General features: G+C 59.5%; 29 protein-coding genes and 1 riboswitch. Of the genes, 23 read left to right on the top strand and 6 right to left on the bottom strand.

The genetic code is table 11. From position 1 onward, the window contains the following. Positions 1 to 76: 76 nt before the first annotated feature. The 6 genes from Q0837_RS11650 to Q0837_RS11625 all read left to right on the top strand — a co-directional run bounded on the left by Q0837_RS11650 (position 77) and on the right by Q0837_RS11625 (position 8,586). Complete coding sequence (locus tag Q0837_RS11650) at positions 77 to 694, top strand: thiamine biosynthesis protein ThiC (protein WP_298469174.1); 618 nt, start codon at positions 77 to 79, stop codon at positions 692 to 694. A gap of 273 nt (positions 695 to 967) precedes the next feature. Next, a complete protein-coding gene (locus Q0837_RS11645) occupies positions 968 to 4,324 on the top strand; it encodes a hemopexin repeat-containing protein (RefSeq protein ID WP_298469172.1) in 3,357 nt (1,118 codons plus the stop codon). 54 nt (positions 4,325 to 4,378) lie between these two features. Continuing rightward, positions 4,379 to 4,522, top strand: a riboswitch (TPP riboswitch). Positions 4,523 to 4,558: 36 nt separating this feature from the next. Then, positions 4,559 to 6,454: a phosphomethylpyrimidine synthase ThiC gene (gene thiC / locus Q0837_RS11640; protein WP_298469169.1), complete on the top strand. Its 1,896-nt coding sequence runs from the start codon at positions 4,559 to 4,561 to the stop codon at positions 6,452 to 6,454. Then, complete coding sequence (locus Q0837_RS11635; RefSeq protein ID WP_298469166.1) at positions 6,451 to 6,678, top strand: hypothetical protein; 228 nt, start codon at positions 6,451 to 6,453, stop codon at positions 6,676 to 6,678. Before thiC ends, Q0837_RS11635 begins: the two co-directional genes overlap by 4 nt. A 58-nt stretch (positions 6,679 to 6,736) precedes the next feature. After that, complete coding sequence (locus Q0837_RS11630; RefSeq protein WP_298469164.1) at positions 6,737 to 7,264, top strand: cysteine hydrolase family protein; 528 nt, start codon at positions 6,737 to 6,739, stop codon at positions 7,262 to 7,264. A gap of 110 nt (positions 7,265 to 7,374) precedes the next feature. Beyond that, positions 7,375 to 8,586 (top strand): hypothetical protein, encoded by a 1,212-nt coding sequence (locus Q0837_RS11625; RefSeq protein ID WP_298469161.1) that lies wholly within the window; start codon positions 7,375 to 7,377, stop codon positions 8,584 to 8,586. Positions 8,587 to 8,669: 83 nt separating this feature from the next. On the opposite strand, the gene Q0837_RS11620 is transcribed toward Q0837_RS11625, so the two are convergent. Further along, on the bottom strand, positions 8,670 to 9,872 hold the full coding sequence (locus Q0837_RS11620) for a hypothetical protein (RefSeq protein WP_298469159.1): 1,203 nt from the start codon (positions 9,870 to 9,872) through the stop codon (positions 8,670 to 8,672). Between the two features lie 47 nt (positions 9,873 to 9,919). On the opposite strand from Q0837_RS11620, the gene Q0837_RS11615 reads away from it, so the two are divergent. Beyond that, a complete protein-coding gene (locus Q0837_RS11615; protein WP_298469157.1) occupies positions 9,920 to 10,042 on the top strand; it encodes a hypothetical protein in 123 nt (40 codons plus the stop codon). Between the two features lie 201 nt (positions 10,043 to 10,243). Here the strand turns inward: Q0837_RS11615 and Q0837_RS11610 are convergent, their stop codons facing one another. Continuing rightward, on the bottom strand, positions 10,244 to 11,962 hold the full coding sequence (locus Q0837_RS11610) for a YadA-like family protein (protein ID WP_298469155.1): 1,719 nt from the start codon (positions 11,960 to 11,962) through the stop codon (positions 10,244 to 10,246). Positions 11,963 to 12,359: 397 nt separating this feature from the next. Between Q0837_RS11610 and Q0837_RS11605 the strand changes: the two genes are divergently transcribed. From Q0837_RS11605 to Q0837_RS11585, 5 genes are all read left to right on the top strand, one after another. Next, positions 12,360 to 13,022, top strand: a complete 663-nt coding sequence (locus Q0837_RS11605; protein WP_298469153.1) for a hypothetical protein — start codon at positions 12,360 to 12,362, stop codon at positions 13,020 to 13,022. Positions 13,023 to 13,147: 125 nt separating this feature from the next. Then, positions 13,148 to 13,744 (top strand): hypothetical protein, encoded by a 597-nt coding sequence (locus Q0837_RS11600; RefSeq protein WP_298469150.1) that lies wholly within the window; start codon positions 13,148 to 13,150, stop codon positions 13,742 to 13,744. Positions 13,745 to 14,051: 307 nt separating this feature from the next. After that, on the top strand, positions 14,052 to 14,672 hold the full coding sequence (locus tag Q0837_RS11595; RefSeq protein ID WP_298469147.1) for a hypothetical protein: 621 nt from the start codon (positions 14,052 to 14,054) through the stop codon (positions 14,670 to 14,672). Positions 14,673 to 14,756: 84 nt separating this feature from the next. Then, on the top strand, positions 14,757 to 15,257 hold the full coding sequence (locus Q0837_RS11590) for a Rid family hydrolase (RefSeq protein ID WP_298469145.1): 501 nt from the start codon (positions 14,757 to 14,759) through the stop codon (positions 15,255 to 15,257). Next, positions 15,254 to 15,760, top strand: coding sequence for a phage tail protein (locus Q0837_RS11585; RefSeq protein WP_298469143.1), 507 nt, complete (start codon positions 15,254 to 15,256; stop codon positions 15,758 to 15,760). Before Q0837_RS11590 ends, Q0837_RS11585 begins: the two co-directional genes overlap by 4 nt. A gap of 18 nt (positions 15,761 to 15,778) precedes the next feature. Here Q0837_RS11585 and Q0837_RS11580 read toward each other — a convergent pair whose 3' ends face one another. Next, positions 15,779 to 16,240 carry a YaiI/YqxD family protein gene (locus Q0837_RS11580; protein WP_298469141.1) on the bottom strand — a complete coding sequence of 154 codons (462 nt, stop codon included), beginning with the start codon at positions 16,238 to 16,240 and terminating at the stop codon, positions 15,779 to 15,781. Further along, entirely contained in the window at positions 16,237 to 16,830 is a 594-nt protein-coding gene (locus Q0837_RS11575; protein ID WP_298469139.1) for a lipocalin family protein, read from the bottom strand. The genes Q0837_RS11580 and Q0837_RS11575 overlap by 4 nt, the downstream gene beginning before the upstream one ends. Before the next feature lie 324 nt (positions 16,831 to 17,154). Between Q0837_RS11575 and Q0837_RS11570 the strand changes: the two genes are divergently transcribed. The 4 genes from Q0837_RS11570 to Q0837_RS11555 all read left to right on the top strand — a co-directional run bounded on the left by Q0837_RS11570 (position 17,155) and on the right by Q0837_RS11555 (position 18,691). Then, positions 17,155 to 17,367, top strand: coding sequence for a cold-shock protein (locus Q0837_RS11570; RefSeq protein WP_298469137.1), 213 nt, complete (start codon positions 17,155 to 17,157; stop codon positions 17,365 to 17,367). Between the two features lie 82 nt (positions 17,368 to 17,449). Next, positions 17,450 to 17,665, top strand: a complete 216-nt coding sequence (locus tag Q0837_RS11565) for a hypothetical protein (RefSeq protein ID WP_298469135.1) — start codon at positions 17,450 to 17,452, stop codon at positions 17,663 to 17,665. Between the two features lie 110 nt (positions 17,666 to 17,775). Continuing rightward, positions 17,776 to 18,129: an HPF/RaiA family ribosome-associated protein gene (locus tag Q0837_RS11560; RefSeq protein ID WP_298469132.1), complete on the top strand. Its 354-nt coding sequence runs from the start codon at positions 17,776 to 17,778 to the stop codon at positions 18,127 to 18,129. 37 nt (positions 18,130 to 18,166) lie between these two features. Further along, positions 18,167 to 18,691, top strand: coding sequence for a hypothetical protein (locus tag Q0837_RS11555; protein ID WP_298469130.1), 525 nt, complete (start codon positions 18,167 to 18,169; stop codon positions 18,689 to 18,691). A gap of 3 nt (positions 18,692 to 18,694) precedes the next feature. On the opposite strand, the gene Q0837_RS11550 is transcribed toward Q0837_RS11555, so the two are convergent. Then, positions 18,695 to 19,909 (bottom strand): hypothetical protein, encoded by a 1,215-nt coding sequence (locus Q0837_RS11550; RefSeq protein WP_298469129.1) that lies wholly within the window; start codon positions 19,907 to 19,909, stop codon positions 18,695 to 18,697. Between the two features lie 140 nt (positions 19,910 to 20,049). Between Q0837_RS11550 and Q0837_RS11545 the strand changes: the two genes are divergently transcribed. Beyond that, positions 20,050 to 20,751 carry a hypothetical protein gene (locus Q0837_RS11545; protein ID WP_298469125.1) on the top strand — a complete coding sequence of 234 codons (702 nt, stop codon included), beginning with the start codon at positions 20,050 to 20,052 and terminating at the stop codon, positions 20,749 to 20,751. On the opposite strand, the gene Q0837_RS11540 is transcribed toward Q0837_RS11545, so the two are convergent. Then, positions 20,748 to 22,004 carry an FAD-binding domain-containing protein gene (locus Q0837_RS11540; RefSeq protein WP_298469123.1) on the bottom strand — a complete coding sequence of 419 codons (1,257 nt, stop codon included), beginning with the start codon at positions 22,002 to 22,004 and terminating at the stop codon, positions 20,748 to 20,750. The two genes, Q0837_RS11545 and Q0837_RS11540, sit on opposite strands and share 4 nt — an antisense overlap. A 198-nt stretch (positions 22,005 to 22,202) precedes the next feature. Between Q0837_RS11540 and Q0837_RS11535 the strand changes: the two genes are divergently transcribed. The 6 genes from Q0837_RS11535 to Q0837_RS11510 all read left to right on the top strand — a co-directional run bounded on the left by Q0837_RS11535 (position 22,203) and on the right by Q0837_RS11510 (position 25,829). Then, entirely contained in the window at positions 22,203 to 22,769 is a 567-nt protein-coding gene (locus tag Q0837_RS11535; RefSeq protein WP_298469121.1) for a fasciclin domain-containing protein, read from the top strand. 109 nt (positions 22,770 to 22,878) lie between these two features. Next, positions 22,879 to 23,310, top strand: coding sequence for a hypothetical protein (locus tag Q0837_RS11530; RefSeq protein ID WP_298469120.1), 432 nt, complete (start codon positions 22,879 to 22,881; stop codon positions 23,308 to 23,310). After that, on the top strand, positions 23,307 to 23,693 hold the full coding sequence (locus tag Q0837_RS11525) for a hypothetical protein (RefSeq protein ID WP_298469119.1): 387 nt from the start codon (positions 23,307 to 23,309) through the stop codon (positions 23,691 to 23,693). The genes Q0837_RS11530 and Q0837_RS11525 overlap by 4 nt, the downstream gene beginning before the upstream one ends. A gap of 26 nt (positions 23,694 to 23,719) precedes the next feature. Continuing rightward, the gene (locus Q0837_RS11520; protein WP_298469117.1) at positions 23,720 to 24,127 is read left to right on the top strand and encodes a GFA family protein; all 408 of its coding nucleotides are present in this window, start codon (positions 23,720 to 23,722) and stop codon (positions 24,125 to 24,127) included. Between the two features lie 221 nt (positions 24,128 to 24,348). Beyond that, on the top strand, positions 24,349 to 25,431 hold the full coding sequence (locus tag Q0837_RS11515; RefSeq protein WP_298469115.1) for a PAS domain-containing protein: 1,083 nt from the start codon (positions 24,349 to 24,351) through the stop codon (positions 25,429 to 25,431). Then, entirely contained in the window at positions 25,431 to 25,829 is a 399-nt protein-coding gene (locus tag Q0837_RS11510) for a response regulator (protein WP_298469112.1), read from the top strand. Before Q0837_RS11515 ends, Q0837_RS11510 begins: the two co-directional genes overlap by 1 nt. Positions 25,830 to 25,832 lie beyond the last annotated feature (3 nt).

Raw genomic sequence — 25,832 nt, 5'->3', positions numbered from 1 at the left:
GTTCATCTGCACGTAACCTTGCGCTAGGGCGGTTCGAACACGGATGAAAGAAACGTATCTTGCAGGGGCTGACATAATGGAATTCACACTCAAACGCACCGTTCAGATCGTCGCAGTCTTGCTCATTCTGGCGGCTGTGACGCAGGCGGTCTATACCGGCTTTTACGTCGCCAGAGAAAGTGGGATCGATGTCGAAGCGCCGCCGCGCCAGCTGCTTTGGGGCTCGGAAGGTCTGATCTTCACACTGCTCGCCGCTTTCGCAGGCTCAGCCCTGGTCGCCGCCAAGCGCTATACGCTGGGCTTCTCGGCTATCGCGATGAGCGCTGTGTTGAATGTCGTGCAGGTCGGCGTGGGCCTGACGATGTTCGGACCGTTTTTCGAAGCGGCTGGCGAAGTCGAGGGACTTGCCCCGGCAGCGGGAGCAGTCGTCGCGTTTTCCTTCATGGTCTACAACGCGGCGAAGATCCTGCTAGGCTTGGCTGCAGTGGTGTTCGGAATGGCTTGCACGCAGGCGGGCGGGAAGGTGATCGGCTGGCTGACCGTGGCGGTTGGCGCAGTCGCGATGGTCGCCAATGCCGGTTCGATGGCCATGGGCCGCGATTTTCTGGGCGAACTACCGCTGGCCGGCGGTTCGGGCGTGCTTGCTACGGTATTGCTGGCGGTGTGCCTGCTGGGTGTGGCCAAAGGAGACTGACACAAAGGGCGGACCCGACGCCAATGCCCAGTCGCATAATTAAGCCATACGACGACGTCACGTCGCCGGGGCACGGTTGCGAAGCAATTTTTGGTTTGTTGCGCGCCAGTCAGAACTGACCCGTGCTGCCTATCACTTCTATCCGCTCGCAATAGAGTGCAAATGAATCTATCCCTAAGGCTGCACAGCTTGAATAATCTGTAGATCAGAACAAACGGTTGCGTCCCTGTGCAACGGAAAACAACGTTATTCACTTTGCCAACGGGGAATTTTATGACCGCGAAGCTGCCCGACTATTTCGCCTCGCAAAAGCATATCACGCCGACGGCGATCGAATATGTCGCGATGGAAATCGACCTTACGGCAGCCATGATCGCGCCGGACAAATCCTTCACAGTGTTTGCGGATGTGATCAACTTGCCGGCGAATGGGAATCTGGTTCTGCACGGCTTGCCGATCAGATTGATCGCGCGAGAGATCAACGCCAATGGCTGTACGATCGACACCAGCGGCGGCGCGCCGGACAAGAGCTTTACTTCAGGCGATGCCCCCAGGAAAGCAAAACCAGGCCAGCGCGGCCTTTTCCCGAAACCGCTTCAATATTTGGAAAATGGTGCAAAAGGTAAGCCCGGTGCAGCAGCCTCGCACGGAAAAGATGCGGGCGATATCTTGATTGTTGCCGAAACGATAAAAGGGGCGCTGCAACTAAAGGCCGATGGCGGAATCGGTGGCCGTGGACAGGATGGCGGGCAGGGCGGCGATGGCGCTCTGGGCTGGGCTGGTGTGGCTGCGACCGCTGATAACGATGGGGATATTACGCCCCCGACCAAGGGGTGGCCGGGAGGCGATGGTGGCAAAGGTGGTACAGCTGGGCAATCCGGCAATGGCGGAAATGGTGGCCATATTGCCGTGGCGAGTTGCCAAAGATCGGGGAAGCTGACCAAGAGCGCTAAGGCAGGCCCCAAAGGCCCGACCGCGAAGCCCGGCGCTGGTGGCGCCAAAGGGGATGGCGGGCAAGGCGGACAATGGATGGCTTGCCATAACCACTGGATAGGCGGCAGTTCGGTCTCCTACTGCAACACCATCAACAAGTTCGCTGCGTCCGGGGCGAATGGCAAAACCGGTAAATCCGGCGACGCGGCGGCATCGGCCAATCCCGGCAAGGCTTTCGCGCCCGAGATCGCGGCCATCACCGATTATTCGGACTTCTACAAAACCTACCCAGTCCGGCTGGCGCAGCGTGAAATCGCACTCCATGCCGCTGACCTTCACTACATGTCGGGCGACTACAAACAGGCGCTGACTCTATACGAATGGCTGGAGAAAGTGACGCCTGCCGACTCAAAGGACGCGGGCAGCCTACCACCTGTGCCGTGGAAGAAATTGTGCGCGACGGTGTCGGCCAATCATTGCACCTATTTCTATCTGACCAACGGCAAATACTATCAATACAACCTGCTGAAAGGAAAGTTCGATGCCGGCCCGAACAAGATCGATATCTTTGGCGGGATGGCGCCATACGGCAAGGACATCATTGCCGTCGCCGACTACCAAAAGCACAATGGTCACATCTACTTTTTCCTGAAGAAAGGGCGCTACGTCCGCTTCAATGTGGGCGCAGGCAAAACTGATAGCGGCCTTGCCTGGACTGCCGGGGGCTGGAAAGGCACTGACGGATTCGAAAAGAAAATAGTAGCCGCGCTGACCGACGAAGAGGGTGGGTACACCTACTTCCTCCTTTCAAATGCCAAGTATCTGCGCTTCAACCAAAAACTCGACCGTGTCGATGAAGGGCCGAAGCCGCTTGATGATCTATGGCCGGGCATGTCGCAATACGGCACCAAGATCTGTGCGGCGGTCAATTGGGACAAGATCGACGGCAATTCGTACTTCTTCCTTGATGATGGCAGCTGTGTCCGCTTTGCCAACCACGAGAAGCTAGCACCCGAACATTTCATGTCGACCGGGTGGGAGGAATCCGAGCGGTTGATCGATCCCAATGAGTGGGTCGCAATGCACGACCGCGTGGTGTCGCAGAAAAATCGACTTGCTCATGGCATGGGATATTTCGGGGAGTTCACCAATCACGTCCCGGTGGTGTCGCTCGGCTACTACCAATCGGCGCTGGATTCTATGGTTACGCTGGCCAAAGATATCGAAGGTCAGGCGAACACTTATGTGAAGCAGGCCGGACAACTCGCCAAGCAGCGGACGGTGTTTGAGCAATCCTTCGTCAACGCGCAAAACGCGATCAATCGTCTAAACGCCTCACTCGCGCAGACGATCACGGCGCGCACTGCCTTGGGCAAGGAAATTGATGCACTGGGGGTTCAGCAGCAAGCGATGAGCGCGTCGCTTACTTCCGCCAACGCAGCGTTTCAGAAAGCGGTCGAGAACCGGCTGCCCAATTGTTCGTTCATGGACATTTTGAATGCCGTCGTTTCGATCGTTCAGATCGCTGGCAATTTCGAAGATGGCTACGGCGAGATTGAAGCGATGGGCAAGCTTGAAAGCGCGGCGGTGGATGCAAGAAAATACATCGCCAAGCTGGCCAAGCTCGGCAAGGCCTTCAAGGAGATGCAGAAGAACTGGGCTTCGGTGAAGGGTGCAATCACTGCCAAGCAACCCGACGGTGGGAAACTGGTCGCCAGTGCTGCCGATTTCGATAAGAAAATCCAGCCCTATCTCAACCTTCCCGCGGCTCGTGCCTACAAGAAGCAGGTCCATGCCTTCGTCAATCTGATCAAGGCGCGCAACGCAAAGCTGGTCAAATACAACGAAGCCCTGATCGGTCAGGCAACGATCGAGGCAGAGATCAAGCAGCGGAATGCCGCCTTGGCCCGGATCCGCGCCAATTGGGCCGAAGTTCAAGATCCTTCGTTGGCGCATAACCGAAGCTACATGCTGGGATTGATCCGCGATGCCAAATCGCATCTGTTGCGGTATCTCTATCAGGAAAATCAGGCGTTCCAGTACTGGGCGCTCACCAAGAACAAGTTCGCCACTGGTGATGAGACAGTCGCCGAAATGGCAAAATTCCATCTCTCGCTGAAGGGCAAGATCCTTAATCGCATGAACGCGATGAAGAGCCCGAAACAGACGTTCCCTAGCTTGGTCTATTCGATCGATGCAGATGGAAGGCAGGATGCCTTTGCCGAGTTCCTGGAGACCGGAACCATCAACTTTGCATTTGCCGATGACGATCCGCTCTTCCAAGGGTTTGCACATGTGATGATTTCGGGGGTCACTATCGATCTTGTGGGTGCGGTTCCGGGCAAGAAGCAGCAGCATCGAATCTATGCCGAACTGACGCAGAACGGGGCGAGCCGACTGTTTGCTCCCGACGGTACGGCGATGGATTTCTCGCACGAGCAGCGCATGGCGCCATATGCGTACTATACCTCAGGGCCCAACAAGCCGAGCGGTGGCAATCTTGGCGGGGGTGGCGGCGCGTTCATCGGCGTTTCTCCGTTCGCGTCATGGACGCTTACGCTGCCAAAGAAGGACAACAAGGGCATCGATCTGTCCAAGGTTTCGCGGATCGATATCGCGCTCTCGGGCTCCTATGTCGCGTCCAAGAATACCACCAGGTCCAAGCAAGCGCGCGCTCAAGACTGTGCGCGCAACTGAAGCGTAGCGGCAGCACACCAAGGGTGGATTCCGGCGCCAATAAACTCTATGCCGGGGCTATCCCCGGGGAGCGCGCCTTCCGCGAACCGCTTGCGAGAGCGGCCAGACGGAAAATGCTGAGAGGTGGGCGTAGCGCCCCACGACCCGTTGAACCTGAACCGATTAGCATCGGCGGAGGGAGCGGGCGGTTTCATATTTCCGGCCCGCACTCCGCCTTTAGGAGAAAGCGCAAGCATGGCCGATATCAATTCCCCCGTAGAAATTGGCGTAACCACTGGCCCCATTCGTGGCAGCCGCAAGATCCATGTTGGCGCGCGCACAGGCTCCGGCATCCGGGTCGCGATGCGCGAGATCGATCTGGAGGGCGGTGAAGAGCCGGTACGGGTCTATGATACCTCCGGCCCCTACACCGACCCCGAAGCCAGTATCGACATCAACGCAGGCCTTCCGCAGTTGCGCCAGGACTGGATCATGGCCCGCGATGACGTGGAGGAATATGTAGGCCGCGAAGTGAAGCCGGAGGATAACGGCCAGCTAGGCCCGGACCGCTCAGGCGGCGTCCCGCAATTCCCCAACACGGTCAAACACCCACTGCGTGCCAAGGCTGGAAGCAATGTCAGCCAGATGCACTATGCCCGCCAAGGTATCATCACGCCCGAGATGGAATACGTCGCTGAGCGCGAGAATTTGGGCCGCGAAATCGCCGCCGATCTCGTGCGTGACGGCGAAAGCTGGGGGGCTGAGATTCCTACCATCATTACCCCGGAATTTGTGCGTGATGAAGTGGCGCGGGGCCGCGCGATCATTCCGAACAATATCAACCACCCGGAAAGCGAGCCGATGGCGATCGGGCGGAATTTCCTGGTCAAGATCAACGCCAATATCGGCAATTCCGCCGTCGCATCGGACGTCGCGAACGAAGTAGACAAGATGGTGTGGGCCACCCGCTGGGGTGCGGACACAATCATGGATCTTTCCACCGGTCGCAACATCCACGACACCCGCGAATGGATCATCCGCAACTCCGCCGTGCCGGTCGGCACCGTGCCAATCTATCAGGCGCTGGAGAAGGTCGGCGGCGTCGCTGAAGACCTGACGTGGGAAATCTTCCGCGACACGCTGATCGAGCAGGCCGAACAGGGCGTCGACTATTTTACCATCCACGCAGGCGTGCGCCTCGCTTACGTCCCGATGGCGGCCAAGCGGGTTACCGGCATCGTCAGCCGCGGCGGATCGATCATGGCGAAATGGTGCCTCGCGCATCACAAGGAATCGTTCCTTTACGAACATTTCGACGACATCACCGAGATCATGAAGGCCTACGACATCGCCTATTCGCTCGGCGATGGCCTGCGTCCCGGCTCGATCGCGGATGCCAATGACGAAGCGCAATTCTCCGAACTCTACACTCTCGGCGAGCTGACCCACCGCGCATGGGCGCATGACGTGCAGGTCATGATCGAAGGGCCGGGCCACGTGCCCATGCACAAGATCAAGGAGAACATGGAGAAACAGCTGCGGGTGTGCGGCGAAGCTCCATTCTATACGCTCGGCCCGCTCGTCACCGATATCGCTCCGGGATACGATCACATCACCAGCGGCATCGGCGCAGCGCAGATCGGTTGGTACGGCACCGCGATGCTTTGCTACGTGACTCCGAAGGAACACCTCGGCCTGCCCGACCGCGACGATGTGAAGGTCGGCGTGGTTACATACAAGCTCGCCGCTCACGCCGCTGACCTTGCGAAAGGTCACCCGGCTGCACAGGTCCGCGATGATGCGTTGTCAAAAGCGCGCTTTGAATTCCGCTGGAGGGATCAGTTTAACCTGTCGCTCGACCCGGAGACGGCTGAGGAATTCCACGACCAGACGCTCCCTGCCGAAGGCGCCAAGACTGCGCATTTCTGCTCCATGTGCGGGCCAAAATTCTGCTCGATGCAGATCAGCCAGGAAGTCCGCGATTTCGCCGCCAGGCAGAACGAAAGCCCCGAAACCTTCCTCGCCGCAGAGAAGCTGGGCGCGGACACCGCCGAAGCCAGCAAGGCCGCCGCGCTGAAGGGCATGGAAGAGATGAGCGAGAAATATCGCGACGGCGGGGATCTGTATGTGAAGGCGGAGGATCCAAGATGAGTCAGCTACCCTACGAGGCCGAACTGGAAACGGCGCAGCGCGCATTGGAACGAGCTAGAGAGTTGCTTGGGGCGGAGATTACCGATTACCCGCAGCCGATATCGGGTTGCGACGCGCAGTTCGTCCGACTGATCAGCGACAGGACGCGCATCGCATCATGCCTGCGGGTGATCGAGGAGCAGCCCTTCGTGGCAACGCCCCGGGTGCTCGAACCGGCGAATTGAGCCGGGTGTACAAAGCGATTGGCGAGCGGCACTATTTGCCGGAAGAGTGAGGGATACCGTGACACGCGCGCTTTTGATCATCGATGTCCAGAAAGGCATGTTCAGCCACGGCGAGCCTCACAAGGGCCGCGAGGTGGTCGAAAAGCTCGCAGGCATGCTGTCACAGGCCCGCGCGCACGGCATGCCCGTGTTCTTCGTCCAGCATGATGGTGGGGAAGGAAGCCCTTTGGCCCGCGATGGCGAGGGCTTTCACTTTGTCGACGAACTCGCCCCGCGAGGCGATGAAGACGTAACGATCAAACGCCAATGCAGCGCATTTCACGGCACGGACCTGATCAACAAACTGCGCGCCGCCAACATCGACGAACTCATCATCGGCGGCATGCAAACCGAATTCTGCGTGGACACCGCCGTGCGCGGCGCATTCGAGCGCGGTCTGGCTGTGACACTGATCGAGGACGGACACACGACCTTCGACACAACGGCACTGCCCGCAACACAGATCATCGCGCATCACAATCACACGCTGGCGAGTGGGCATTTTGCGGAGGTTGTGGAAGCTGCGGAGCTTGGGTTTGGATTTTGAACTCGCGGGCAGATGCGTGATCGACCGCTTGTCGCGGCGTTACAACCTTGTTTCGCAGCACCGTGCTAATCGTTCTCCTGCGGTCGCTCGCACTCACAAGGGGGACAGGCATGCGCAGATCATTCTCAGGCCAGCTGCTCACCGCTACTTGTGTCGTCGCAGCCACCCTTACAACACCACTCTGTGAGGCTTTTGCGGAATCAGCGTCCGCGCAAGAAGAGACCGCAATCACCGACGAAAACCGCGAAACCGTTCGGATGAAGACCGTGTTTGGACAGCGGGTTGCGGACATGGAGGCAGGCTGCGTTGTGGCCGAATATTTCCTCCTCGAGAAAGAATTCGAGCAAACGAAAACGAACTACGATCAGCGTATCGCTCTGCTGACTGCAACCATACGAGGAAAGTCGACTGCGGAGCGACGCCGGCGTTTCAAGACCATCGTCGATATGGGGAACGCCAAAACCGCGATCGACAAATATCACACACGCATGAAAAAGGCCTGTCACCCGCGCTACCTCAGCGATGCTTTGGATGCGGATTTGAAGGCTTGCGATCTGGACAGTGCGGAAGCCAAACTCGGCAAGCTCAGAGGAATTCGCCGTCAGCTGAAACTGATCGGCGATCAGATGCGGACAGTGAGCAAGGGTGGCGTCGGCGTCGCAAACACGGCAGCGATCGACGTCGAGGCTGTGAGCATCTGGACGGTCAACGCGCCGCCCTTTTTCGAGGGTGCCGAGAAAGCCGTCCGCGATTACCGTGCGAAGCAGAAGTCGACGCCGAATGGCGGCGATGTCTGTACAGATGGCGAAGTGATCGAGCTTGACGATGTGTCTGGCCCTCCACCCGAGCCAGCGGCCGATCCGCTGGGAGAAGACCTGTGCGAGCGTGTCGATGGCGAGCTGCTCGACCCGGACTATGAGCGTGATTGCAACCTTTTGGCTCCGATCCTGGGAACCTGGGTCAACCTTGAGCTGGGTGGATCGATTGAGTTTCGCTTGCAAGCAGATCGCACATTGTCCGCATTCGTTGGCGCCGCAAATCAACGGATGGAGTATTACGGCTACAGCAATGGGATGGAGATCTTGCGCGGCTATCGCCTCGCTGGTGTCGATGGCGGGACATGGCTTGTGTGGGTCAATTCGGGCGCCGAATTCTCGGCCAAGATGCCTAGCAGAGAGGCGGGGGAGCAGTTCGGTCAGGCCGCGTGGAACCAAACCCGAGCGACCATCTTCATTCCCAAGAATGATCCCAACTCGATCAAGCTTCCTGGCCAGTTGCAATGGCGCCTGTCCGACGGAAAGAAATGGGTGCGGCAGCGGTGAGGGCGTAAGCTAGGTTGCTGGCATTATGGCAAGGTGAGCGGGTACGCAGCCCACGCCGCACTTCTTTAGCCAATGCCCCCTGCTCACAACTTGCTTCGGTCGCGTTCGCATTGACGAATTGCGTCTCGAACTCCCGCTATCAAACGGGTCCGGGTCACCGCAGAACCGACGCCGCCCTGGCGGCCTGAAATCGTTGATAGGGCAGATCCATACAGGACATGTATCCGGTACTTGATGGCAAAGCTCGGATCCGCGCGGTTCATTCTTTCAAGGACTGCGTTGTAGCTGCAATCGCGGGGGTGAAGATCGGTATCATCAGCGCCGCGTGCGCGAACCGTTGGGAATTTGGGGCTGGTGTCCGTCAGCTCCGACAGGCGTGCTTTCGCATCCTCACCCATTAGCTCGATAAGTTTCGGATCTTTGGCGAGCGAGTTGAGTGCGAAGTCCTGGTAACTCCCTCCGAAGACCTGATTCATGATGTCGTCATGCAGCCCATCGCTTTGGTAGAAGCGACCCTTGAGGTACTCGATTGCCTCGTCCGGTAGTTTGAGCAGGTCCTGCAAATCACGTTCGAAGCTGCGGGCGGCCTGCCTTTGCGATGGCGTAACGCGCATCCTCTTGGCGAAATCGTAGAACTTGTCCCACTTGCCCGGATCGAATGCACCGTCTTCGCCAAAGAATTGGCTGATCAGCGTCTGGAGGTCCTGATCCGGGATCCCAAGCTCATCCAGCCGATCGCCAAGCTGGGACAGGTCGTAGTCGTTATAATCTGCAGGCCCGCTGCCCGCCGGTCGCGGACCAGATCGCTGGCGCTCAATCTTAAGCCGCTCGATCAGATTCTTGACTGCAGCGCTGGAAGGGGCGGCATTGGCGTCGGTTTTGCTGCGCGAATGCTGGCCGGTCCAGTAGGCATTGGGCCTCTCGTCGCACCACCCATAGAGCCCTTCAAAAGATGAGTAGTTGCCTTTGAAGGTGTAGACGAATGTGCCCCAATTGATGCTGCCGTCGATAGGATAGTCGCAGTTCCGGCTCGAGGAGGTTTCAATCCAGTTCCCGACCAACTGAAGCTCGCCGTCTTCGTTATACGAGAATGTCCCGATGATCCTGCCGCTGTCCTGATCGTAGCGCGCACGGAAAGGGGCACCTACGAACGGTTCGACGGGTAGCTCCATCTCGCCTTCGGAGGTGGACCAGACATTCATGATCGGCCGGCTATCTTGAGCCACCGCAAGCGAGGCTCCGCCGAGCAGCGCCACACCTGCGAAGAGCGTGTTTGAACGGCCCATTGGTTTTCCCCTTGCCACGTCGACATATTATCTAGCCAAGCAGTTTTATGAGCCAGACCGGTGATCAGGCTACCAGCTTGGTCCGGGATCACGTTGTACGGATTCGACAGATGTTTGGCGGCTGGGTGAACTGCGGAGGTGTCGATCGCGGACGGACACACGGCGTTTGATATGCTTGCGCTATTAGCCGTAGCCGAACAGATAATCGCGCATCACAATCACACGCTGGCGCGTGGGCACTTTGCGGAGGTCGTGAAGGCTGGGCTGCTTGTGATCGGGTAAGGCGCGGCAGGCAAAAAAAGGCCACTCCCGCGTCAGCGAGAGTGGCACAGTCAGGGGAGGATCGGGTCGCGCACCCTCCCGAGTTGTTATTAGAATTCGAAGCCGACGCCGGCGTTCGCGCCGCCATTGCCGCGCCCGTCGATTGTCGCGCCAGCCTTGAACACTCCGCCGTTGAACGCGTGCGAGGCGCCTAAGGAAAAGGCGACTTCGCCGCCCCACGTCGCGGTGCCCATGCCGATCATTGTCTTGCCGACATTCATCGGCTGAGGGATGCTCGCGACCGCCATCGCGCCTGCGATACCGGCGTTGGAATCGTCGATCGCGTCTTCCAACCGGAAATCGAGATCGGCGAGGCCGCTCGAAAGCTGCCCGAATTGTACATCGAAGGCGTCTTGGAATTGCTGCGACTGTGTATCGAACGCATCCTGAAGCTGCGCGACATTGACAGCGTCTGTCGCGGCGGTGCCTGCGGCGACGTTTACGATCCGTCGCTGCGTGGTAGCTGAACCGACCGAGACGACGTTTTCTTCCTCGGCAATGGAGCCTGTGCCAATTGCGACGCTCGATGCGGCTGTGGCCTGGGCGTTGTCGCCAATTGCGACCGCGCTATCGCCCGACGCAATAGACTGGTTGCCGATAGCGACCGCGTTCAGCCCCGTGGCCTGATTTCCGCGACCGGCGGCAAGACTGTTCTGGCCGCTGGCGGTGTTTGCCCAGCCGACCGATGTTGCGAATTGATTGGTTGCTACGCTTTCACCGCCCAGCGCGGTTGCTCCGAAACCATCGGCGACGACTTCATAACCGAAAGCGGCAGATTCCAGACCAAGCGCGGTTGCGCGGACGCCTACAGCCGAGCCTTCCTCACCGCTCGCAACGGAACCGACACCGACAGCAACGCTGCCTTCGCCGGTGGCCTGCGCGTTGTCACCAACGGCGAGTGCACTCGCTCCGCTTGCGACCGACTGGTTGCCGATTGCGGCGGAGTTCAGTCCGGTGGCCTGGTTCCCGCGACCGGAGGCAAGGCTATTCTGACCGCTGGCGGTATTCGCCCAGCCTACCGCAGTCGCAAACTGGCTGGTGGCGACGCTTTCCCCGCCGACAGCCGTGGCGCCAAAGCCGTCTGCGACGACCTCATAACCGAACGCCGCAGATTCGAGCCCGAGTGCGCTTGCACGGACACCCATGGCCGATGCTTCCTCGCCGCTGGCGATCGATCCAAGGCCGACAGCCGCGCTGCCAAGGCCTGTCGCCTGCGCATTGTCACCGACAGCCAGTGCACTTTCAGCGCTGGCAAGCGACTGGTTGCCGATTGCGGCGGAGTTCAGACCGGTGGCCTGGTTTCCGCGTCCAGCTGTCAGGCCATTCTGACCAGTGGTGGTGTTGGCCCAGCCGACCGCGGTGGCGAATTGGCTGGTCGCTTCGTTTTCACCGCCGAGCGCCGATGCGCCGAAGCCGTCTGCGAGGTTTTCGTATCCGATTGCCGACGATTCCAGTCCGAGCGCAGTCGAACGAACGCCGACTGCGGAGACCTCTTCGCCGGTTGCCACAACGCCGGAGCCAACAGCCACGGTTTCGTCGCCTGCGGCAGAAGCATTCGAACCGACTGCGACCGAAGCTTCACCATTGGCGACGCTGTCAGGGCCGCAAGCCACACTGCCGGTGCCAGATGCAGTTGCGGGGGTGCCAGCGCCCGTTGCGTCACAGGTCTGCTGTGCCTGCGCGGGGCTGACGATGAGGATGGCAGCGGCTGCGGACGTTCCCAGCAGGCAAAGGCGGAAGTTTGACGAGCAAGTAGAGGGGGTAGCCATTACGAATTTCCTTGTTGGACCGGTTTCTGCGATCCGGGTCGCAAGCCATCACCTTTTCGCTCTCCGGTCCGATGAGCGGGCGGGCTTGCGACCCTTCACGTGCTGCAGGCAAATCGCGCTGCAGGTGATCGCCAATAACGGCGTGGCGTTGTAGCCAGCGTGTTAGCCAGCGTTGTAATTGCGGGCCCGAACGTTGAAATTTGCCGATGTGAGAGGCTCGGTCGGAAGTTTGGGCGCATTTGAAGAGGCTGGAACCAAGAGTTCAGTCATAAGCTTCGACTTGTTCAAAGAGCCAAACCAAGCTCCCCATCCCCCTGAAATTACCCAAGCAAATTTGACTGCGCCGCCATTTGCGCTAGCGACCTGCGCTGTCGTATTTTCAAGGGGGGTTATTACTGTGTTTCAATCCAAGTCTGTTCGTTCCGTATTGCTTGTCTCTTCGCTCTCGCTAGGCCTTGCCGCCTGTGATGGCGCGCAGGATCTGGCGGGTGAGCTTGCCAATGTCGCTGGCGCTGGGGAGATGAATTTTGCCGACGGGCATGATGTGTGTTTCCAGGCGGCCAGGGAAAAGCTGGACCCGGAAACCAAGGTTTCCGACATCACCACCATGTTCAGCGCCGGGACCGACGTCGATGCCAGCGAAACACTAGAAGCCGGTGCGGTCGAAGTCTGCAACATCTACTATCAGGACCCGGAAGATCCCCGCAAACTGGTCGGCCTTTCCTATAACGGTTACACCAAGATGTTCAGCGGTCCCGATCCGGTCGAAGTTTCCGTTTCCGGCGATCCAGAGGATTTCGATCTGGAAAACTACCTGATCCCGCTTTCGGAAGTGGACGCTGCTCCGATCGCCAAGTTCTTCGAGGACAATGCTGCGCAGCTGGACGAGAAATACAGCGCCCACGCATGGACGCAGGTGTCGTTCGAAAGCGATGGCTCGGCATTCCAGTACCGGGTTGGCTATGAAGGCCGTCTCAAGTCGAATGATGTCCAGGATGATGGCTACGCAATCCTCGCTGCAGACGGGACGACCGTCGTCGACAACAATCTGTTCAACTAAAGTCTGAACGTTCACGATCCGGCCACCAGATGGCCGGGATAGCTGGAATTGCGCGCTCGCAATGGAGCAAGTCCCATTGCGGGCGCGCCTTTCCTACTCAGCCAAATTCTGCCTTATCCTCCAGGATGATCAGCACCGAAAACACCCTCACTCCAGCCTCTCTTGGCGCCCTCACCACAACCCGGCGCCACGATGGCTGGACCACCGACCGCCAGTCCACTTTCCTGCGCGCGCTCGCCTCGTCGCACTCCGTCGCGCAGGCCGCTCGCGCAGCGGGGATGTCGCGGCAATCCGCCTATGCCTTGAGGGCGCGGCTCAAGGGGGAGCCGTTCGATCTGGCTTGGGGTGCGGCCTTGCGCTGCAGGCTCGATGCGCTTGCCGAGGCAGCGATGGAGCGGGCGTTGAACGGCGTCGAAGTTCCGCACTTCTACAAAGGCGAGCTGGTCCATACCTCGCGTAAGTTCGATGAGCGGCTGACGGTCGCGCTGCTGCTGATGCGTGATCGGTTTGCTCCGCCCTATATGGGCGAAACGCATCCCGGCTTTGCCTACCGTGATGGAGAGTTCGGACGGCTCTTGACGCGGGTCGAAACCGGGCCGGAGACGTGGGCTGAGGAAATGCGGCTGGAGCGCGAGGCGCTGTACGAGGAATATGCCGACGATGAAGACTGCCATGACGATGACTTCGACGACGAGGATTTTGGCGAGGAAGCGGAGGGTTGATCGAGTTGGACAAGTGTCAACTTCGCAAAACCAGCGATTTTTCGCAGAGTTCTGCGGGTTTCCGGCTCAGCCATGTGGGTGACAGGGTGTCAATTGTGTCAACTTCGGTTGGATTCGCTAGAAATGAATCTGATATTTGATTCGAAACGGTAAGTGATTGGCGGCCGTGCCGAATGTCAAATTTGTACAATCCCGACAGTATTCTTGAATAGCATTGTATGTTCGCGCCAATCTTTACTTCATCCATGGACACGGTGTGCCTGTTGGTCTTTGAAAGGCAAATCTGGACGGTAGGGGGCGGTGAGATATGCTCGACGAGGACATGGAAGATGGTGACGGGCCAGCCTCCGAAGAGAGGGCTGAGGAAGATCTCTTGGAAGAGGGCGGCGAGGAAGAAGAGGGCGACAGCGAGGGCGGCGCTGCATCCGGAATGTCGCTGGGCTTTCTCGGCTCGGTCAAAGGGATCATCACCGCCTGCACCGGAATGATCGTCGCGATTGGCGGGCTGATCACGGTGCTCAGCAATTCCGGCGTCATCGGCGAAGGCGGCGGAGCCAAGGAAGAGCAGGAATATCCAGCCGATCCGGACGCGCCCGCGGACGTGCCCGACATGCCCGATCCGGAAGTGGGCGAGGATGAGGCTGAGCTGAGCGACGCCGTGGGCCGTGACGAGACACCCGCCGATACCAGCCGAGATGCGACCGAGACCCGGATGTTCGTGGTGGTCTCTCGCAGCGATGGCTGGGCCGCCGTCCGCTCACGCCCTACCATTGGCAGCACGATGCTCGACCGCCTCGAAACCGGCGACTTCGTGCGCTGCGGGCGCACCATTCCCGATGCGGCGGACATCCCGAACCGCAACTGGCGCTATTGCCCTGAGGTGGAGGGCCATGTCGCCGCGAGCTTGCTGCGGCGGGTGCGGAACTGAGCCTTTGGCAGAGGCGGTGGCCGATGCGGGCCATCTGCGATAGCTTGCGGGCAGATAGGTGCATTTCGCAAAGGACCCTGCCGCATGATCAAACTCGCCGCTCCAATCGCCGCCTCCCTGTCGATCTCGGCCGTCCCGGCTCTGGCCGATGAGCACCAGACCAGTGAGGCCCCTGCCGCCAAGCAAACGATCATGCCCTCCAGCGAGCGCGGGCGGACAATGTTCGAAGAGTTCGGTTTCTCCGAAGCGGTCATCCACGATGGCACCGTCTACCTCTCCGGCGTGATCGTAGGCCCGCCGCGTGAGGGACAAACTGAGGCGGAGGTCTATGACCGCGCATTCGAATATCTGGGGTTCGTGCTGGAGCGCGCCGGGTCAAGCTGGGACGACGCTTTGGATATCACCACGTTCCATGTCGATATCGAGCAGTCGATGCCCGCGCTCTCTGCCGCGAAGGACAAGGTGATCAAGGCGCCGTTCCCGGCCTGGACTGCGATCGATATCGACCGACTGTTCGCCGAAGACGGGCTGGTCGAGATCAAGATCGTGGCGCGGGTAACGCCGGTGGCAGAGGAAGGCTCATGAGTGATTTTCCCAAAGCTACTGCCGGCATCGATCCCTATCGTTCATTCAAGTTCAGGGTGAAATGGGACGGTCGTTATGTCGCCGCCATTTCCAAGGTCAGCGGGCTTTCACGGTCCACCAAAATTGTCGCTCATCGGTCAGGCGGAGACCCATCGGGCCCGCGCCGCATGCCAGGGCAGAGCGAATATGAAGCCATCACGCTTGAGCGCGGCGTGACGCATGATCCCGCGTTCGAGCAATGGGCGAACAAGGTCTGGGACTATCACAATACGGTGAGCGAAGAGGGAAGTTCGAGCGGCAACAAGGACGTGTCGCTCAAGGATTTTCGCAAAGACATTGTCCTGGAGGTCTATAACGAGGCGGGGCAGCTTGTGATGGCCTACAACATCTATCGCTGCTGGGTGTCCGAATACCAAGCGATGCCGGAGCTGGACGCGAACAGCAATGCGGTCGCGATCCAGTCGCTGGTGCTCCAGAATGAGGGGTGGGAGCGTTCTGTGTAGATTGGCTGGGTGGCGGACCTACCGCTTTAGACCCACCAGCACCCGGTCCAATGCCTGCAGGAACCTTGATCGATCTGCTTTCGAAAACGGCGGCGGCCCTCCGCCGATGCCGTCCATTCCGGCGCGCAGGTCTTCCATGATCGCGCGGGTGGCGATGGCGCTGCCGATGCTGGCGGCATCGAAGGGCTTGCCATTGTGCGCAAGCACTTGTGCGCCCGCTTTCAGGCAGCGCTCGGCCAGCAGGATGTCGCCGGTGACCACCACCGAACGGTCGGTCGCGTTCTCGGCGATCCAGTCATCGGCGGCATCGAAGCCATCATCGACAACGATGCGCTTGATGCGGGGATTGTCCGGGATGCGGAACGGGGAGTTGGAGACGATCCGGACTTCGGCTTTGAAGCGGTCGGCCACGCGGTACACCTCGTCCTTCACCGGGCAGGCGTCGGCATCGACGAGGATGGTGATTGCGGGGGCCGTCATGGGGGCGGCTGCTGGGTCAGTCGCACGAGGCTCCAATCATAGCCAAGCTCTCTTACCCGCGCTTCCAGAGCAGCTTTCAGCGCCGCATCCGGCTGCGCCTCTCGGGTCAGCATCCAGAGATACCGGCCGCTCGGTTCGCCCACGATTGACCATGGGTAGGTTCCGTCCACTCCCGGTTCGCCGCGATCCAGCACCCAGTAATCGCCATAGAACGGGCCGAAGAAGCTCACCTTCAGTTTGGCTCCGTCGCTGCCTTCGACGACCTTGGCCTTGCCGGTCGATTGGTCGAACTCGCCATCCAGTCCATCTTTGTAGCACGAATTGATCACACGAATGCGGGCGTCGCCTGAGGTTTCACGCAGGGAGTATTCCGCCGTAACTCCCTCGCATCCTTTCTGGAACGGCGCTTCGTACCGGCCATATTCGTACCATTGGCCAAGATATGCGGCGAGCGAAACCGGGCGGGCAGGCTCCGGGACCGAGGCATTCCCAACAGGGCCGGGCGCACCGACACAGGCGGACAATCCCGCCGCGCACGTTGCCAGAATGAACGCTCGGATGGAGAAAGGGTGAGGCGCAGTTCGGATCATAAGCGTTGATCTTGCCTCGGATTGGGCGGCAAGGCCAGCGGCATTCCGATCATTGCCACGAGCGCGGTAAAGACTCGCCGCGACGCGGAAATTAGGAGTTTTCCACAAGACCTGCTAGTAGACCTGTGCCGACGTCGGAATTTGCGACGGACTTCGAGATTTGACGACCGCCGCTTGGCTTCACAGGCCCCCGGCGAAAACCAGACGACGACTTCCTTTCTCAGAACGATTTGACGCCTCCAGTTCGCATCCGCGAACCGGCTGTACACTACACCCAAAGGCAATTTCGCTTGCGGGCACTTACGTTCTCGAAGGGAACACCACATGGCCAAGACTGGCACCGTAAAATTCTTCAACACCGACAAGGGCTATGGTTTCATCCAGCCTGACGATGGTTCCAACGACAGCTTCGTGCACATCAGCGCCGTTCAGGCCGCTGGCATGCAGTCGCTCGACAAGGACCAGCGCGTCAATTTCGACGTTGAAGTTGGTCGCAATGGCAAGGAAGCCGCCGTCAACCTGTCGGCTGCTGACTAATCGCATTCGGAAGGGCGCGCGCTACGGCGTGCGCCCTTCACCGATTCTCCGAAAAGCCCAAAAGACAGGAAAAGGTTGGCCCATGGCCCAGACATACGAATTCTATTCCGAGCGCGCTGACGCTGCTGCTGCTGCTGCGGAAAAGGCTACTCTTGAGAATGTGCGAGAGCGCGAGCTTCGCTCCGAAAAGACCTGGCGCGCACTTGCCGACCAGGCTCGCAAAGTCGCGCATGACCGGGCCAAGGCCGATGCCGAGCGCGCTGCAAAACGCGAAGCCGAGGCGCTTGCCAGCGAGTAACGCTGGCCTGGCACTTTGTGCCGCAAATCGAATGCGATTTCGCTGGCAAATCGCGCGCTGCTCACCATATCGAATGGTACACAATAGCATTCGAGAGGAAGGCATCCCCCATGTCCAGCATGCAGTTCCAGTTCAACTCCGACAGCTCGGTTATGGGCACGGAGAACGTTGCCGAACGTATCGAGGCTGCGGTCCGTCACAAGATCGCGCGGTTCGAAGACCGGCTGACCCGCGTCGAAGTGCATGTGTCCGATGAGAACGCCCGCAAAGGCGGCGACGATGACAAGCACTGCACAATCGAAGCTCGCCCGCGTGGTGGCAAGCCGATTGGCGTGACAGGCAAGGCTTCTGACGTGGATTCCGCTGCACGCATCGCGGCGAACACGCTCGCCCAGCGTCTGGAGCGCATCTTCGGAAAGGGTGAGAAGCACAAGCACGACGAGCGTCCCGACAAGGTGATGTGACCTTTCCCCGGCAAGCCGCCTCTGTTTAGGTTGCGGCATGGCAGGAACGCTTGCGCAGTCGCTTCGCAAAAGGCTCGCTCAGTATGATGGGCGTGCGACGACAATTCTTGGCGAAATCGAAGCGGAGTTTGGAGGCGGGACTGACTATCTGCGGTCACTGATCGATCTCGCTGCGGACCCCGATGGCAACACTGCTGATGGTGCAACGTGGCTGCTCAAGGCGGCGATCGAAGCGGGGACGGCGATTGAGTTGGATCAAGTCGATGCGCTGTTTGCTCAGCTGCCTCAGGTCAGATCATGGCCAGCGCAATTGCATCTTTGCCAGTCGGTACGATACTTGCCAATCTCAACTTCCAGTGCGGCAGGCTTGGCCGATTGGCTCAAGCCGCTTTTGAATCACGAGCGCCCGTTCCTGCGGGCTTGGTCGCTTGATGCGCTTGGCCGGCTTGCCAGGGAGCACCCGAAATATGATGCGCGGTTTGGCATTGCGCTGCAAGCGGCGGAACAGGATACGGCAGCTTCGGTGCGTGCTCGGGCACGCAATCTGGGGCGTGGTGCCTAGGCTTTACGCTTCTTTGCGCCCAAACACCTTTGCTCGCAGGCCGCGACCGCTGACCGCTGGAAGCCCGGGATTGCTGGGCGTTGGAGCGCTGACCTGTGTCGGCGGCGGAGCAGGTGGCTCGGGTGGAGCTTCACTGCCTTCGCCGCGTGCACGAACTTCGAAAGTTGCACCAATGCCTTCGGCGAGCGCGCGGCTCTCACGCCAGCGATTGGCCTCTTCCATCTTGGCGTCCTGATCGGCAGGCATCAGATTTGGGGGAAATGTGCGGTCGTCGATCACGTTCTCGTCCGGCACATGGCTCTCATCGAGAAAGTCATATTCGGTGTGTTTGAGCGGAGTGAGTTTGTAGAGCGGGACGCCACCTTCTTCGGCGGTCAGGTCGTCCTCGGTCTGTCCAGCATCGTGATAAGTCACGCGGTAGGATTGGCTGCGATCTTCAGGGCCGAAGGTGTCGCCATCAGGAATGACGTAGCCGTTCTCGACCGTCGCGATGCGCAGGAAGGTCAGGATTGTCTCGTAGTTTGCAGCCCATGGCAGAACGCTGGGCTCGATCAGGATTTCGCGGCCCAGCCAGTGGCGCGCTCCGAATGTGCGTATGCCCACCGCCTGCTGCTCGCCGAGCGCCTTGGGTGGGCTGAACAGATAGGGGTGGATGTGCAGTGGGCTGGGCGGTTCAGCGGCCGCAAAATCGTCGAAATTTTCGCCCGCGATCAACTGGTCCGACTGGGTCCAATGCACTGCGCTCGGCATTGCATGATCGGTCACGATGCGGCTCATCAATGCCAGAACTTCTAGCCTGCGTTCGAACTCCGCCTGGCTGAAACCGGACGGACGGCGCCCGATCTGTTCGAACATTGCCGCGATCTTGGGGTTCTCTTCCACCCCGCCCAGCGCACCATGCGATGCCTCCAAAAGAATATGGCTCTTCGAACGTTCCAGACGCTGGCGAATGTCTGGGCAGTAGATCCCGGTGATCGCCGAAGAGAGTGCCCCTCGAAACGCTTCCGGATTTGCAGGGCCTTCGATGTACTCAAAGGTTAGCATCAATTCGCCGCCGCCAAACAGCCGGTGGAACTTGCCGGGGTTGGATTCAGGCACGTTGAAGACCGTCCCTGTCTTCATCTCTTCAACCTTGGCGAAATCGCGCACGATGTCATCGAGCACGTCGATCCGCTCGTCGAAGACAAGCGCGGCCTGAATGCGGTTGGGATATTGCATGATGTCCGACCCTGGTTGATTCCTCGAAGGGACCATAAAGATCAGGCGTAATCGGATGGTTAACTGCGCCTCTGACGAGGTTTTACAATTCTTCGGGCGCCGCCTTGGGCATTGAGGCTGGAACAATGAGAGGGGGAAACATGATCAAGCGATGTTTGGCACTGAGCGGTGCTGTGTTGGTGGCAGGACTGCCTGGGGCGCCTGCTTGGGCGCAGTATGCAAAGGAAGGGCGCGCTTGCGTCGACAATCTCTGTCTGGGCGATGGGATCGAAGCGCTCGAAGGCGTTCAATGGGACACCGCCATCAAGCCGGGAAGCGAGCGCAATCCCGAGCCATCCAAATCCCGCTCGCTCGGGCGCGGTGAAACCAACCGGACCAACAACCGCTATCGCGGCTCATTCGCCGGGATCATCGGCTATCTCGCGGATGGCCGGTTCGACAATGGCGCGCTGGCGGGCATGAAAGGCGTGACCGCCGCCTGCGAGACGCAGACGATGCAGGGCACTTTCACATCTGGCGGAGGCAATCCGACCACTGTGCTGGTTTCGATGACCGCAGAACCCGGCAATCCGAACGCGCATCGCTGGGTGATCCGCCGGATCAGCCGCAAGGTTCCCAATGCCGTTGGCGCCGCGGGTGACGCAGCCAAAAAGCAATTGGAAGAGCGCTACAGGGCGTTCACGTCACGTTACCGCGCGCAAGGCGGCGATATGCTGCAGGTGAACAGTTTCTCCGGTTTTCAGTACACTCTGTCGGCCCCTTCGGTGCCCAATGAAGCTGCCTTGCTTAAGCAGAATACAGCATGCGGTGGTGCGGGCGGCGGGCCGGTGAGTATCGACTAGCCGAGTGGGAGCGCGGACTGTGCCTCGTCGCGGGTCCCGGCAATGCCAAGTTCGCTTAGCACGCCGTCGATCTTCTTCTTCACTCCGAAGAACCCGGCTCTGGCATGTGGCCAGGTCGCTCGGTTCAGATCGTCGAGCAGGAAGACGGTCCGGCCAGCATCGCTCATCGGCGCGAGTTCCGGCATCAACGCATCACGGGTCCAGCCAGTTGGCAGGTAGGGGACGGCGATGCGCTCGATCCCGTCATGCGCGATGATATCGGCGAGCTTGGTTTCGGCCGGCCATGGGCGTGCCGGACATCCAAAAGCGGCTGCAGCTTCTTCCATCCCGCTCTGCACGGCACCATTGGCAAATACGCGCGCATCAGCACCTATCTCACCGGACGAACGAGCCTCTGGCCGGGCCGCGCCAATTACGAGTGTCGGAGGGCTTGGCAGGTCGAGCGGCACATGGCTGGCGGCTTCATCGTGCAATAGCAGCGCGTAGGGTTTGTCGAACATGCTGGAAGGCGGAGCACCAGGCAGGTCGAGCTGTTGCCGACTATACTCGTGACCTTCTTCAAGGTGCAGAGCGTCGTCGGAAAGGCCATCCGCAGCGAACGGTCCATCGGGATGATTGGCGGTGTAGCGCGCGATGTTGTCGGGCCGCGCAAGATATGTCTTGCCCTTGGTGTGCAGTCCGCCGACCCAACGCCAACTTAGCGTGTTCGACGCAGCATCCCCATCGATCAGGTGCCGAAGAAAGAAATCCGCGCCAAGCTGCCAATCAAGCTTGAGCGTAAAGATCCAGATGCTCGCAAACCACATCCTTGCGTGATTGTGGAGGTATCCGGTTTCGACAAGTTCGCGGGCCCAGTGATCGAACGCTTCAATCCCGGTCCGACCCTCAACAGCCTTGGTGTAGGCGGTGGTCAGGCCAGTATTGCCCTTGAGCGCGGAGAGTGCCGCATCGCGCCCTTCGCAATAATCATCCCAAATGGCTGGCCGCTGTTCGAGATAGCCTTTGAAGTAGACCCGCCAAAAAACCTCGGCGATGAACTTTTCGGCTGCACCAGGGCTGTGCTGAGCCAACACTGCGTCCACCACTTCCGCTTCGCTCAGTAACCCGGCATGGAGCCAAGGGGAGAGCTGCGACACATTGGTTCGCTCGACCCCATCGTCATGATTGCGATTGTTGGCATAGGCGCGTCCGGCGCGCGGGAGGAATTCGGCGAGGCGGGCAAGACCGGCTTCACGGGTCGCGTCAAAGTGCATGCAGTAGCAACCAGAGCTGGGCTTTACGGTTCCCCCGAACGAAGCTGGAGTGCGCAATTATGTTTCACGTGCAAGACATATCTTTCGGAACATCCGGCGGGACGATGCATTCGTATATGTACAGAGGCCGCGCTTTACTACCGTGTCCTCGCGACCCAAACCTCGCACTTAAAAATCAACCAATTCCAAGGATTTGCCATGAACACCCTCAAACTCTCAGTTGTCTCGGCCATCGCGCTTTCGCTTGCTGCATGCGGCGGCGAAGCGACCGATGACACCACCGCCGATGAAACCGCAATTGCCGAAGAAGCGACCGCAGACGGCACAATTGTCGAAGTCGCACAGGGCGACGAAACCTTCTCTACCCTCGTTGCTGCCGTGACCGCAGCTGGCCTCGGTGACACACTGTCGGGCGAAGGTCCGTTCACCGTCTTCGCGCCGACCAATGATGCGTTTGGCAAGATTGACGAAGCGACGCTGACCGAGCTGACCACCAATGACACCGAAACGCTTGGTGCGATTCTGCAGTACCACGTCGTCGCAGGCTCAATCGACGCCGGCACACTTACCGCAGCGATCGAAGAAGCTGGTGAAGGTGGCTACACGGTGACAACCGTTGGCGGCGGAACCTTCACTGCATCCGCGGTCGACGGCGCAGTTGTACTGACCGACGCAGCCGGCAACACCTCGACCGTGACCGCCACCGATGTCGAAGCGTCGAACGGTTTGGTCCACGTGATCGACACGGTTCTGATGCCGCAGTAAGCGCAGCACGACCTATCTACATTTGCGAAGGCGGGCCTCTGGCGAGGTCCGCCTTTTGCGTTTGAGTAGACTGCACGGTAGGATCAGCCGCGTTGAGGGAAGGGAAGTCATGATCGCTCGATTTGCGAAATGTAGCGGTGTTGCTGCTGCCATCTTGCTTGCTGGGTGCGCTCAGGGAGACTCGATCAGCAACAATCCTGAACCCTATGACGGAATCGCCGAGGACGAGACTTTGCATCTGCTGGGCACGGAGCCCTTTTGGAGCTTCGAGATTTCGGGCGAGGCCGCAGAATTCACCTCGCCAGAGGATCTCGACGGGGTCGGCATCACGGTGACCCGCTTCGCCGGGAATAACGGGCTGGGATATTCGGGCGAGCTGAAAGACGAACCGCTCCAGATCGCGATCACGCCGGGCGATTGCAGCGACGGCATGAGCGATCGGTCCTACCCGTTCACCGCGACTATATCATGGGGCGAGGCTACGCTGCTTGGCTGCGGCTACACGGATAGTCAGCCATTTACCGGTGAGGAGGCATCATGAACGCATCACAGATCGGCATGCAGTTGGGCGGTGACGAGACCGTCGGCAAAGGGTGGCGCGGCTTCTTCTGGGCGGCAACCGTGTTCAATTTTCTTGTCGGTCTCGCGGGCATGCTATCGCCCGAAGCCACGATCGACGCGCGCATCATCGGCCTCCTGGTTTTCAGTATGGGCGTGATCTACTTGTTGGTCGCGCGTGACCCGCTGCGTTTTGCTCCCGTGCTGTGGGCCGGTGTCATCGGCAAACTGGGTGTGGTTGCGCTTCTGGGGCCAGAGACATTTGGAGAGGGTGGTGAGCCACTGATTGCTGGAGTCTTGGTTCTGGACGTTGTGTTCGCGCTCGGCTTTTTGGCATTTCTTCTGACACGCAGCAGCGGGCGATAACCGCCCCGCACGACAAGGAACGCAGCATGGAACAAACAGGTGGATGTCTTTGCGGAGCAGTGCGCTACACGGTGGCAGCTGAGCCGCTGATGTGCGTGACGTGCCATTGCAAGAACTGCCAGCGACAGGCCGGCACTGCGCTTTCCGTCATCGTGGGCGTTCCAGAAGATGCGGTGAGCTTCACGGGAGAGCTCAAAACGTACAACGACACCGGTGATAGCGGCGCGACTGTTCGGCGGCAGTTCTGTCCCGAATGTGGATCGCCGGTCTTCACATTGGTCGATGAGCCAAAAGGTGTCATGTTTGTGAAGGCAGGCACGCTCGACGACACGTCAAACCTGAAGCCGGCATTCCATTGCTATACCAAGAGCAAGCAGGACTGGATCGGGTTGGGCGACATCCCCGGATTTGAAACTGTGCCCGACGGGCTTTGAGTGAGATCGAGTTCGTTTGCTTTGACAGTCGATCTGGCCTGCAAAGATTGCAAATGAGTTGCAAAATAAACACTAGGAAACTCGGATACTTGCTTCCAATTTCGTGTCGAAAGCCCAGTTTTTCGGAACGCGCAGTGCGTCGCTCCGTTTAGCAGGTAACGACATATCAACCGCCGGCACTCTCCCCTAAATCGGAGTGAGCGGCGGGAAAGCAGGTAACAGTGAATACCGACGACGAGAATGACCGGAGGAGGTCCGACCAGGCCTCCTTGCGGTTCGACGATGCACCCGATCGCTTTCGAGCGGGCAATACGAGTGACCAGTTTTCTGGCGCTTCAGGTGTCCTGTTTGAACAGGCGATGGCGCAAACGCGCATGGCGATCACGCTGTGCGACCCGCATAAACCCGATCTGCCCATTGTCTTTGCGAACCGCGCGTTTCGGCGGCTGACCGGCTATTCCGAGGAAGAAACCCTGGGCCGCAACTGCCGGTTCCTTCAAGGCCCGAAGACCGATCCGGAGCCGGTGGCGCGCATTCGCGAGGCGATCGCCAACGAAGACGTCGTGGTGGTTGAGATGCTGAACTACCGCAAGAACGGCACGACGTTCTGGAACGCGCTGCACCTTGGTCCGATCTACAATGACAAAGGCGAACTCGTTTACTTCTTCGGAAGTCAGTGGGACGTGTCCGACGTCCGCGCCGCGCGAGCCGAAGAGCGCCACGCCAAAGAGATGGCGCGTGAGCTTTCGCACCGCATGAAAAATATGTTCGCGGTGATATCTGGCATCGTCAATGTGACGGGCCGGGTTCGCGGCATTCAAGGCGAGGCGGGTGAGATCAATTCGCGCATTCAGGCCTTGGGCCGCGCTTATGAGACCACACTCGACGACGCTTCAAGCGGCAGCATCGAAATCGGCGAAGCGATCAAGGCGGTGTTGCTGCCGTATGACCGCGATGAGGAGCGCCTGATCTTCAAAGGCGAGAACGTGCGCATGCCGTTCACTGCCATCTCGATCGTAGGCCTGATCCTGCACGAACTGGCCGCGAATGCGACCAAACACGGCGCGTGGGCGAACGAAAACGGCAAAATCGTGGTCGATTGGCAGACCACGGACGATGAATCTGCCTTGGTCATAACATGGGCCGAAGAAGGAGGGCCACGTGTCGATCCCGATGCGATCATGGCTGGAACAGGTACGGCAATCGTCGACCGGCTCCTCGCAGCCGGGCAAGGCTCGATTGATCGTCAGTGGAATGGAAACGGCCTGACAGCGACAATCTCGCTGCCGACGCGAAAAGAGTGATGGCGGACAAGCTTACCATCCTCTTGCTCGAAGATGAGCCGCTGATCCTGATGGATCTTGAGTTTGCGGCTGAGGATCAGGGTTACACCGTGCATTCGACAACGACATGCGAGGCGGCGCTCGATCTGCTTGCGGACTGCGGCGATGCCATCGATGTCGCGGTGCTCGATGTGTCACTGGGACAAGGGCATACGTGTTTTCCGGTCGCCCAAGAATTGGATCGCCGGAAAATCCCATACGTGCTACATTCCGGTGATCTCGACAGACACAATGAACGCATTCGTCAGCTGCACGCTCAGCTGATCGCCAAGCCCGCCGCTGCCGAATACGTCATTTCGACCGCTGTTGTCGCATCGGCTGGTCCGGGATCGCCAGGCGCTGGACTGTCTGCCGACTGATCG

It is taken from the genome of uncultured Erythrobacter sp. (assembly GCF_947499705.1).
Classification (GTDB): Bacteria; Pseudomonadota; Alphaproteobacteria; order Sphingomonadales; family Sphingomonadaceae; genus Erythrobacter.
This window is presented reverse-complemented; position numbering and strand designations above follow the sequence as displayed.

Bases quoted from the DNA above. Each gene is read 5' to 3' on its own strand.
- Q0837_RS11540 (WP_298469123.1), bottom strand. From the start codon at position 22,004: ATGCACTTTGACGCGACCCGTGAAGCCGGTCTTGCCCGCCTCGCCGAA.
- Q0837_RS11535 (WP_298469121.1), top strand. From the start codon at position 22,203: ATGAACACCCTCAAACTCTCAGTTGTCTCGGCCATCGCGCTTTCGCTT.
- Q0837_RS11530 (WP_298469120.1), top strand. From the start codon at position 22,879: ATGATCGCTCGATTTGCGAAATGTAGCGGTGTTGCTGCTGCCATCTTG.
- Q0837_RS11610 (WP_298469155.1), bottom strand. From the start codon at position 11,962: ATGGCTACCCCCTCTACTTGCTCGTCAAACTTCCGCCTTTGCCTGCTG.
- Q0837_RS11560 (WP_298469132.1), top strand. From the start codon at position 17,776: ATGTCCAGCATGCAGTTCCAGTTCAACTCCGACAGCTCGGTTATGGGC.
- Q0837_RS11625 (WP_298469161.1), top strand. From the start codon at position 7,375: ATGCGCAGATCATTCTCAGGCCAGCTGCTCACCGCTACTTGTGTCGTC.
- Q0837_RS11510 (WP_298469112.1), top strand. From the start codon at position 25,431: ATGGCGGACAAGCTTACCATCCTCTTGCTCGAAGATGAGCCGCTGATC.
- Q0837_RS11600 (WP_298469150.1), top strand. From the start codon at position 13,148: ATGATCAGCACCGAAAACACCCTCACTCCAGCCTCTCTTGGCGCCCTC.
- Q0837_RS11565 (WP_298469135.1), top strand. From the start codon at position 17,450: ATGGCCCAGACATACGAATTCTATTCCGAGCGCGCTGACGCTGCTGCT.
- Q0837_RS11590 (WP_298469145.1), top strand. From the start codon at position 14,757: ATGATCAAACTCGCCGCTCCAATCGCCGCCTCCCTGTCGATCTCGGCC.
- Q0837_RS11570 (WP_298469137.1), top strand. From the start codon at position 17,155: ATGGCCAAGACTGGCACCGTAAAATTCTTCAACACCGACAAGGGCTAT.
- Q0837_RS11615 (WP_298469157.1), top strand. From the start codon at position 9,920: ATGAGCCAGACCGGTGATCAGGCTACCAGCTTGGTCCGGGATCACGTT.
- Q0837_RS11635 (WP_298469166.1), top strand. From the start codon at position 6,451: ATGAGTCAGCTACCCTACGAGGCCGAACTGGAAACGGCGCAGCGCGCA.
- Q0837_RS11575 (WP_298469139.1), bottom strand. From the start codon at position 16,830: ATGATCCGAACTGCGCCTCACCCTTTCTCCATCCGAGCGTTCATTCTG.
- Q0837_RS11545 (WP_298469125.1), top strand. From the start codon at position 20,050: ATGATCAAGCGATGTTTGGCACTGAGCGGTGCTGTGTTGGTGGCAGGA.
- Q0837_RS11580 (WP_298469141.1), bottom strand. From the start codon at position 16,240: ATGACGGCCCCCGCAATCACCATCCTCGTCGATGCCGACGCCTGCCCG.
- Q0837_RS11645 (WP_298469172.1), top strand. From the start codon at position 968: ATGACCGCGAAGCTGCCCGACTATTTCGCCTCGCAAAAGCATATCACG.
- Q0837_RS11550 (WP_298469129.1), bottom strand. From the start codon at position 19,909: ATGCAATATCCCAACCGCATTCAGGCCGCGCTTGTCTTCGACGAGCGG.
- Q0837_RS11525 (WP_298469119.1), top strand. From the start codon at position 23,307: ATGAACGCATCACAGATCGGCATGCAGTTGGGCGGTGACGAGACCGTC.
- Q0837_RS11555 (WP_298469130.1), top strand. From the start codon at position 18,167: ATGGCAGGAACGCTTGCGCAGTCGCTTCGCAAAAGGCTCGCTCAGTAT.
- Q0837_RS11520 (WP_298469117.1), top strand. From the start codon at position 23,720: ATGGAACAAACAGGTGGATGTCTTTGCGGAGCAGTGCGCTACACGGTG.
- thiC (WP_298469169.1), top strand. From the start codon at position 4,559: ATGGCCGATATCAATTCCCCCGTAGAAATTGGCGTAACCACTGGCCCC.
- Q0837_RS11595 (WP_298469147.1), top strand. From the start codon at position 14,052: ATGCTCGACGAGGACATGGAAGATGGTGACGGGCCAGCCTCCGAAGAG.
- Q0837_RS11620 (WP_298469159.1), bottom strand. From the start codon at position 9,872: ATGGGCCGTTCAAACACGCTCTTCGCAGGTGTGGCGCTGCTCGGCGGA.
- Q0837_RS11650 (WP_298469174.1), top strand. From the start codon at position 77: ATGGAATTCACACTCAAACGCACCGTTCAGATCGTCGCAGTCTTGCTC.
- Q0837_RS11585 (WP_298469143.1), top strand. From the start codon at position 15,254: ATGAGTGATTTTCCCAAAGCTACTGCCGGCATCGATCCCTATCGTTCA.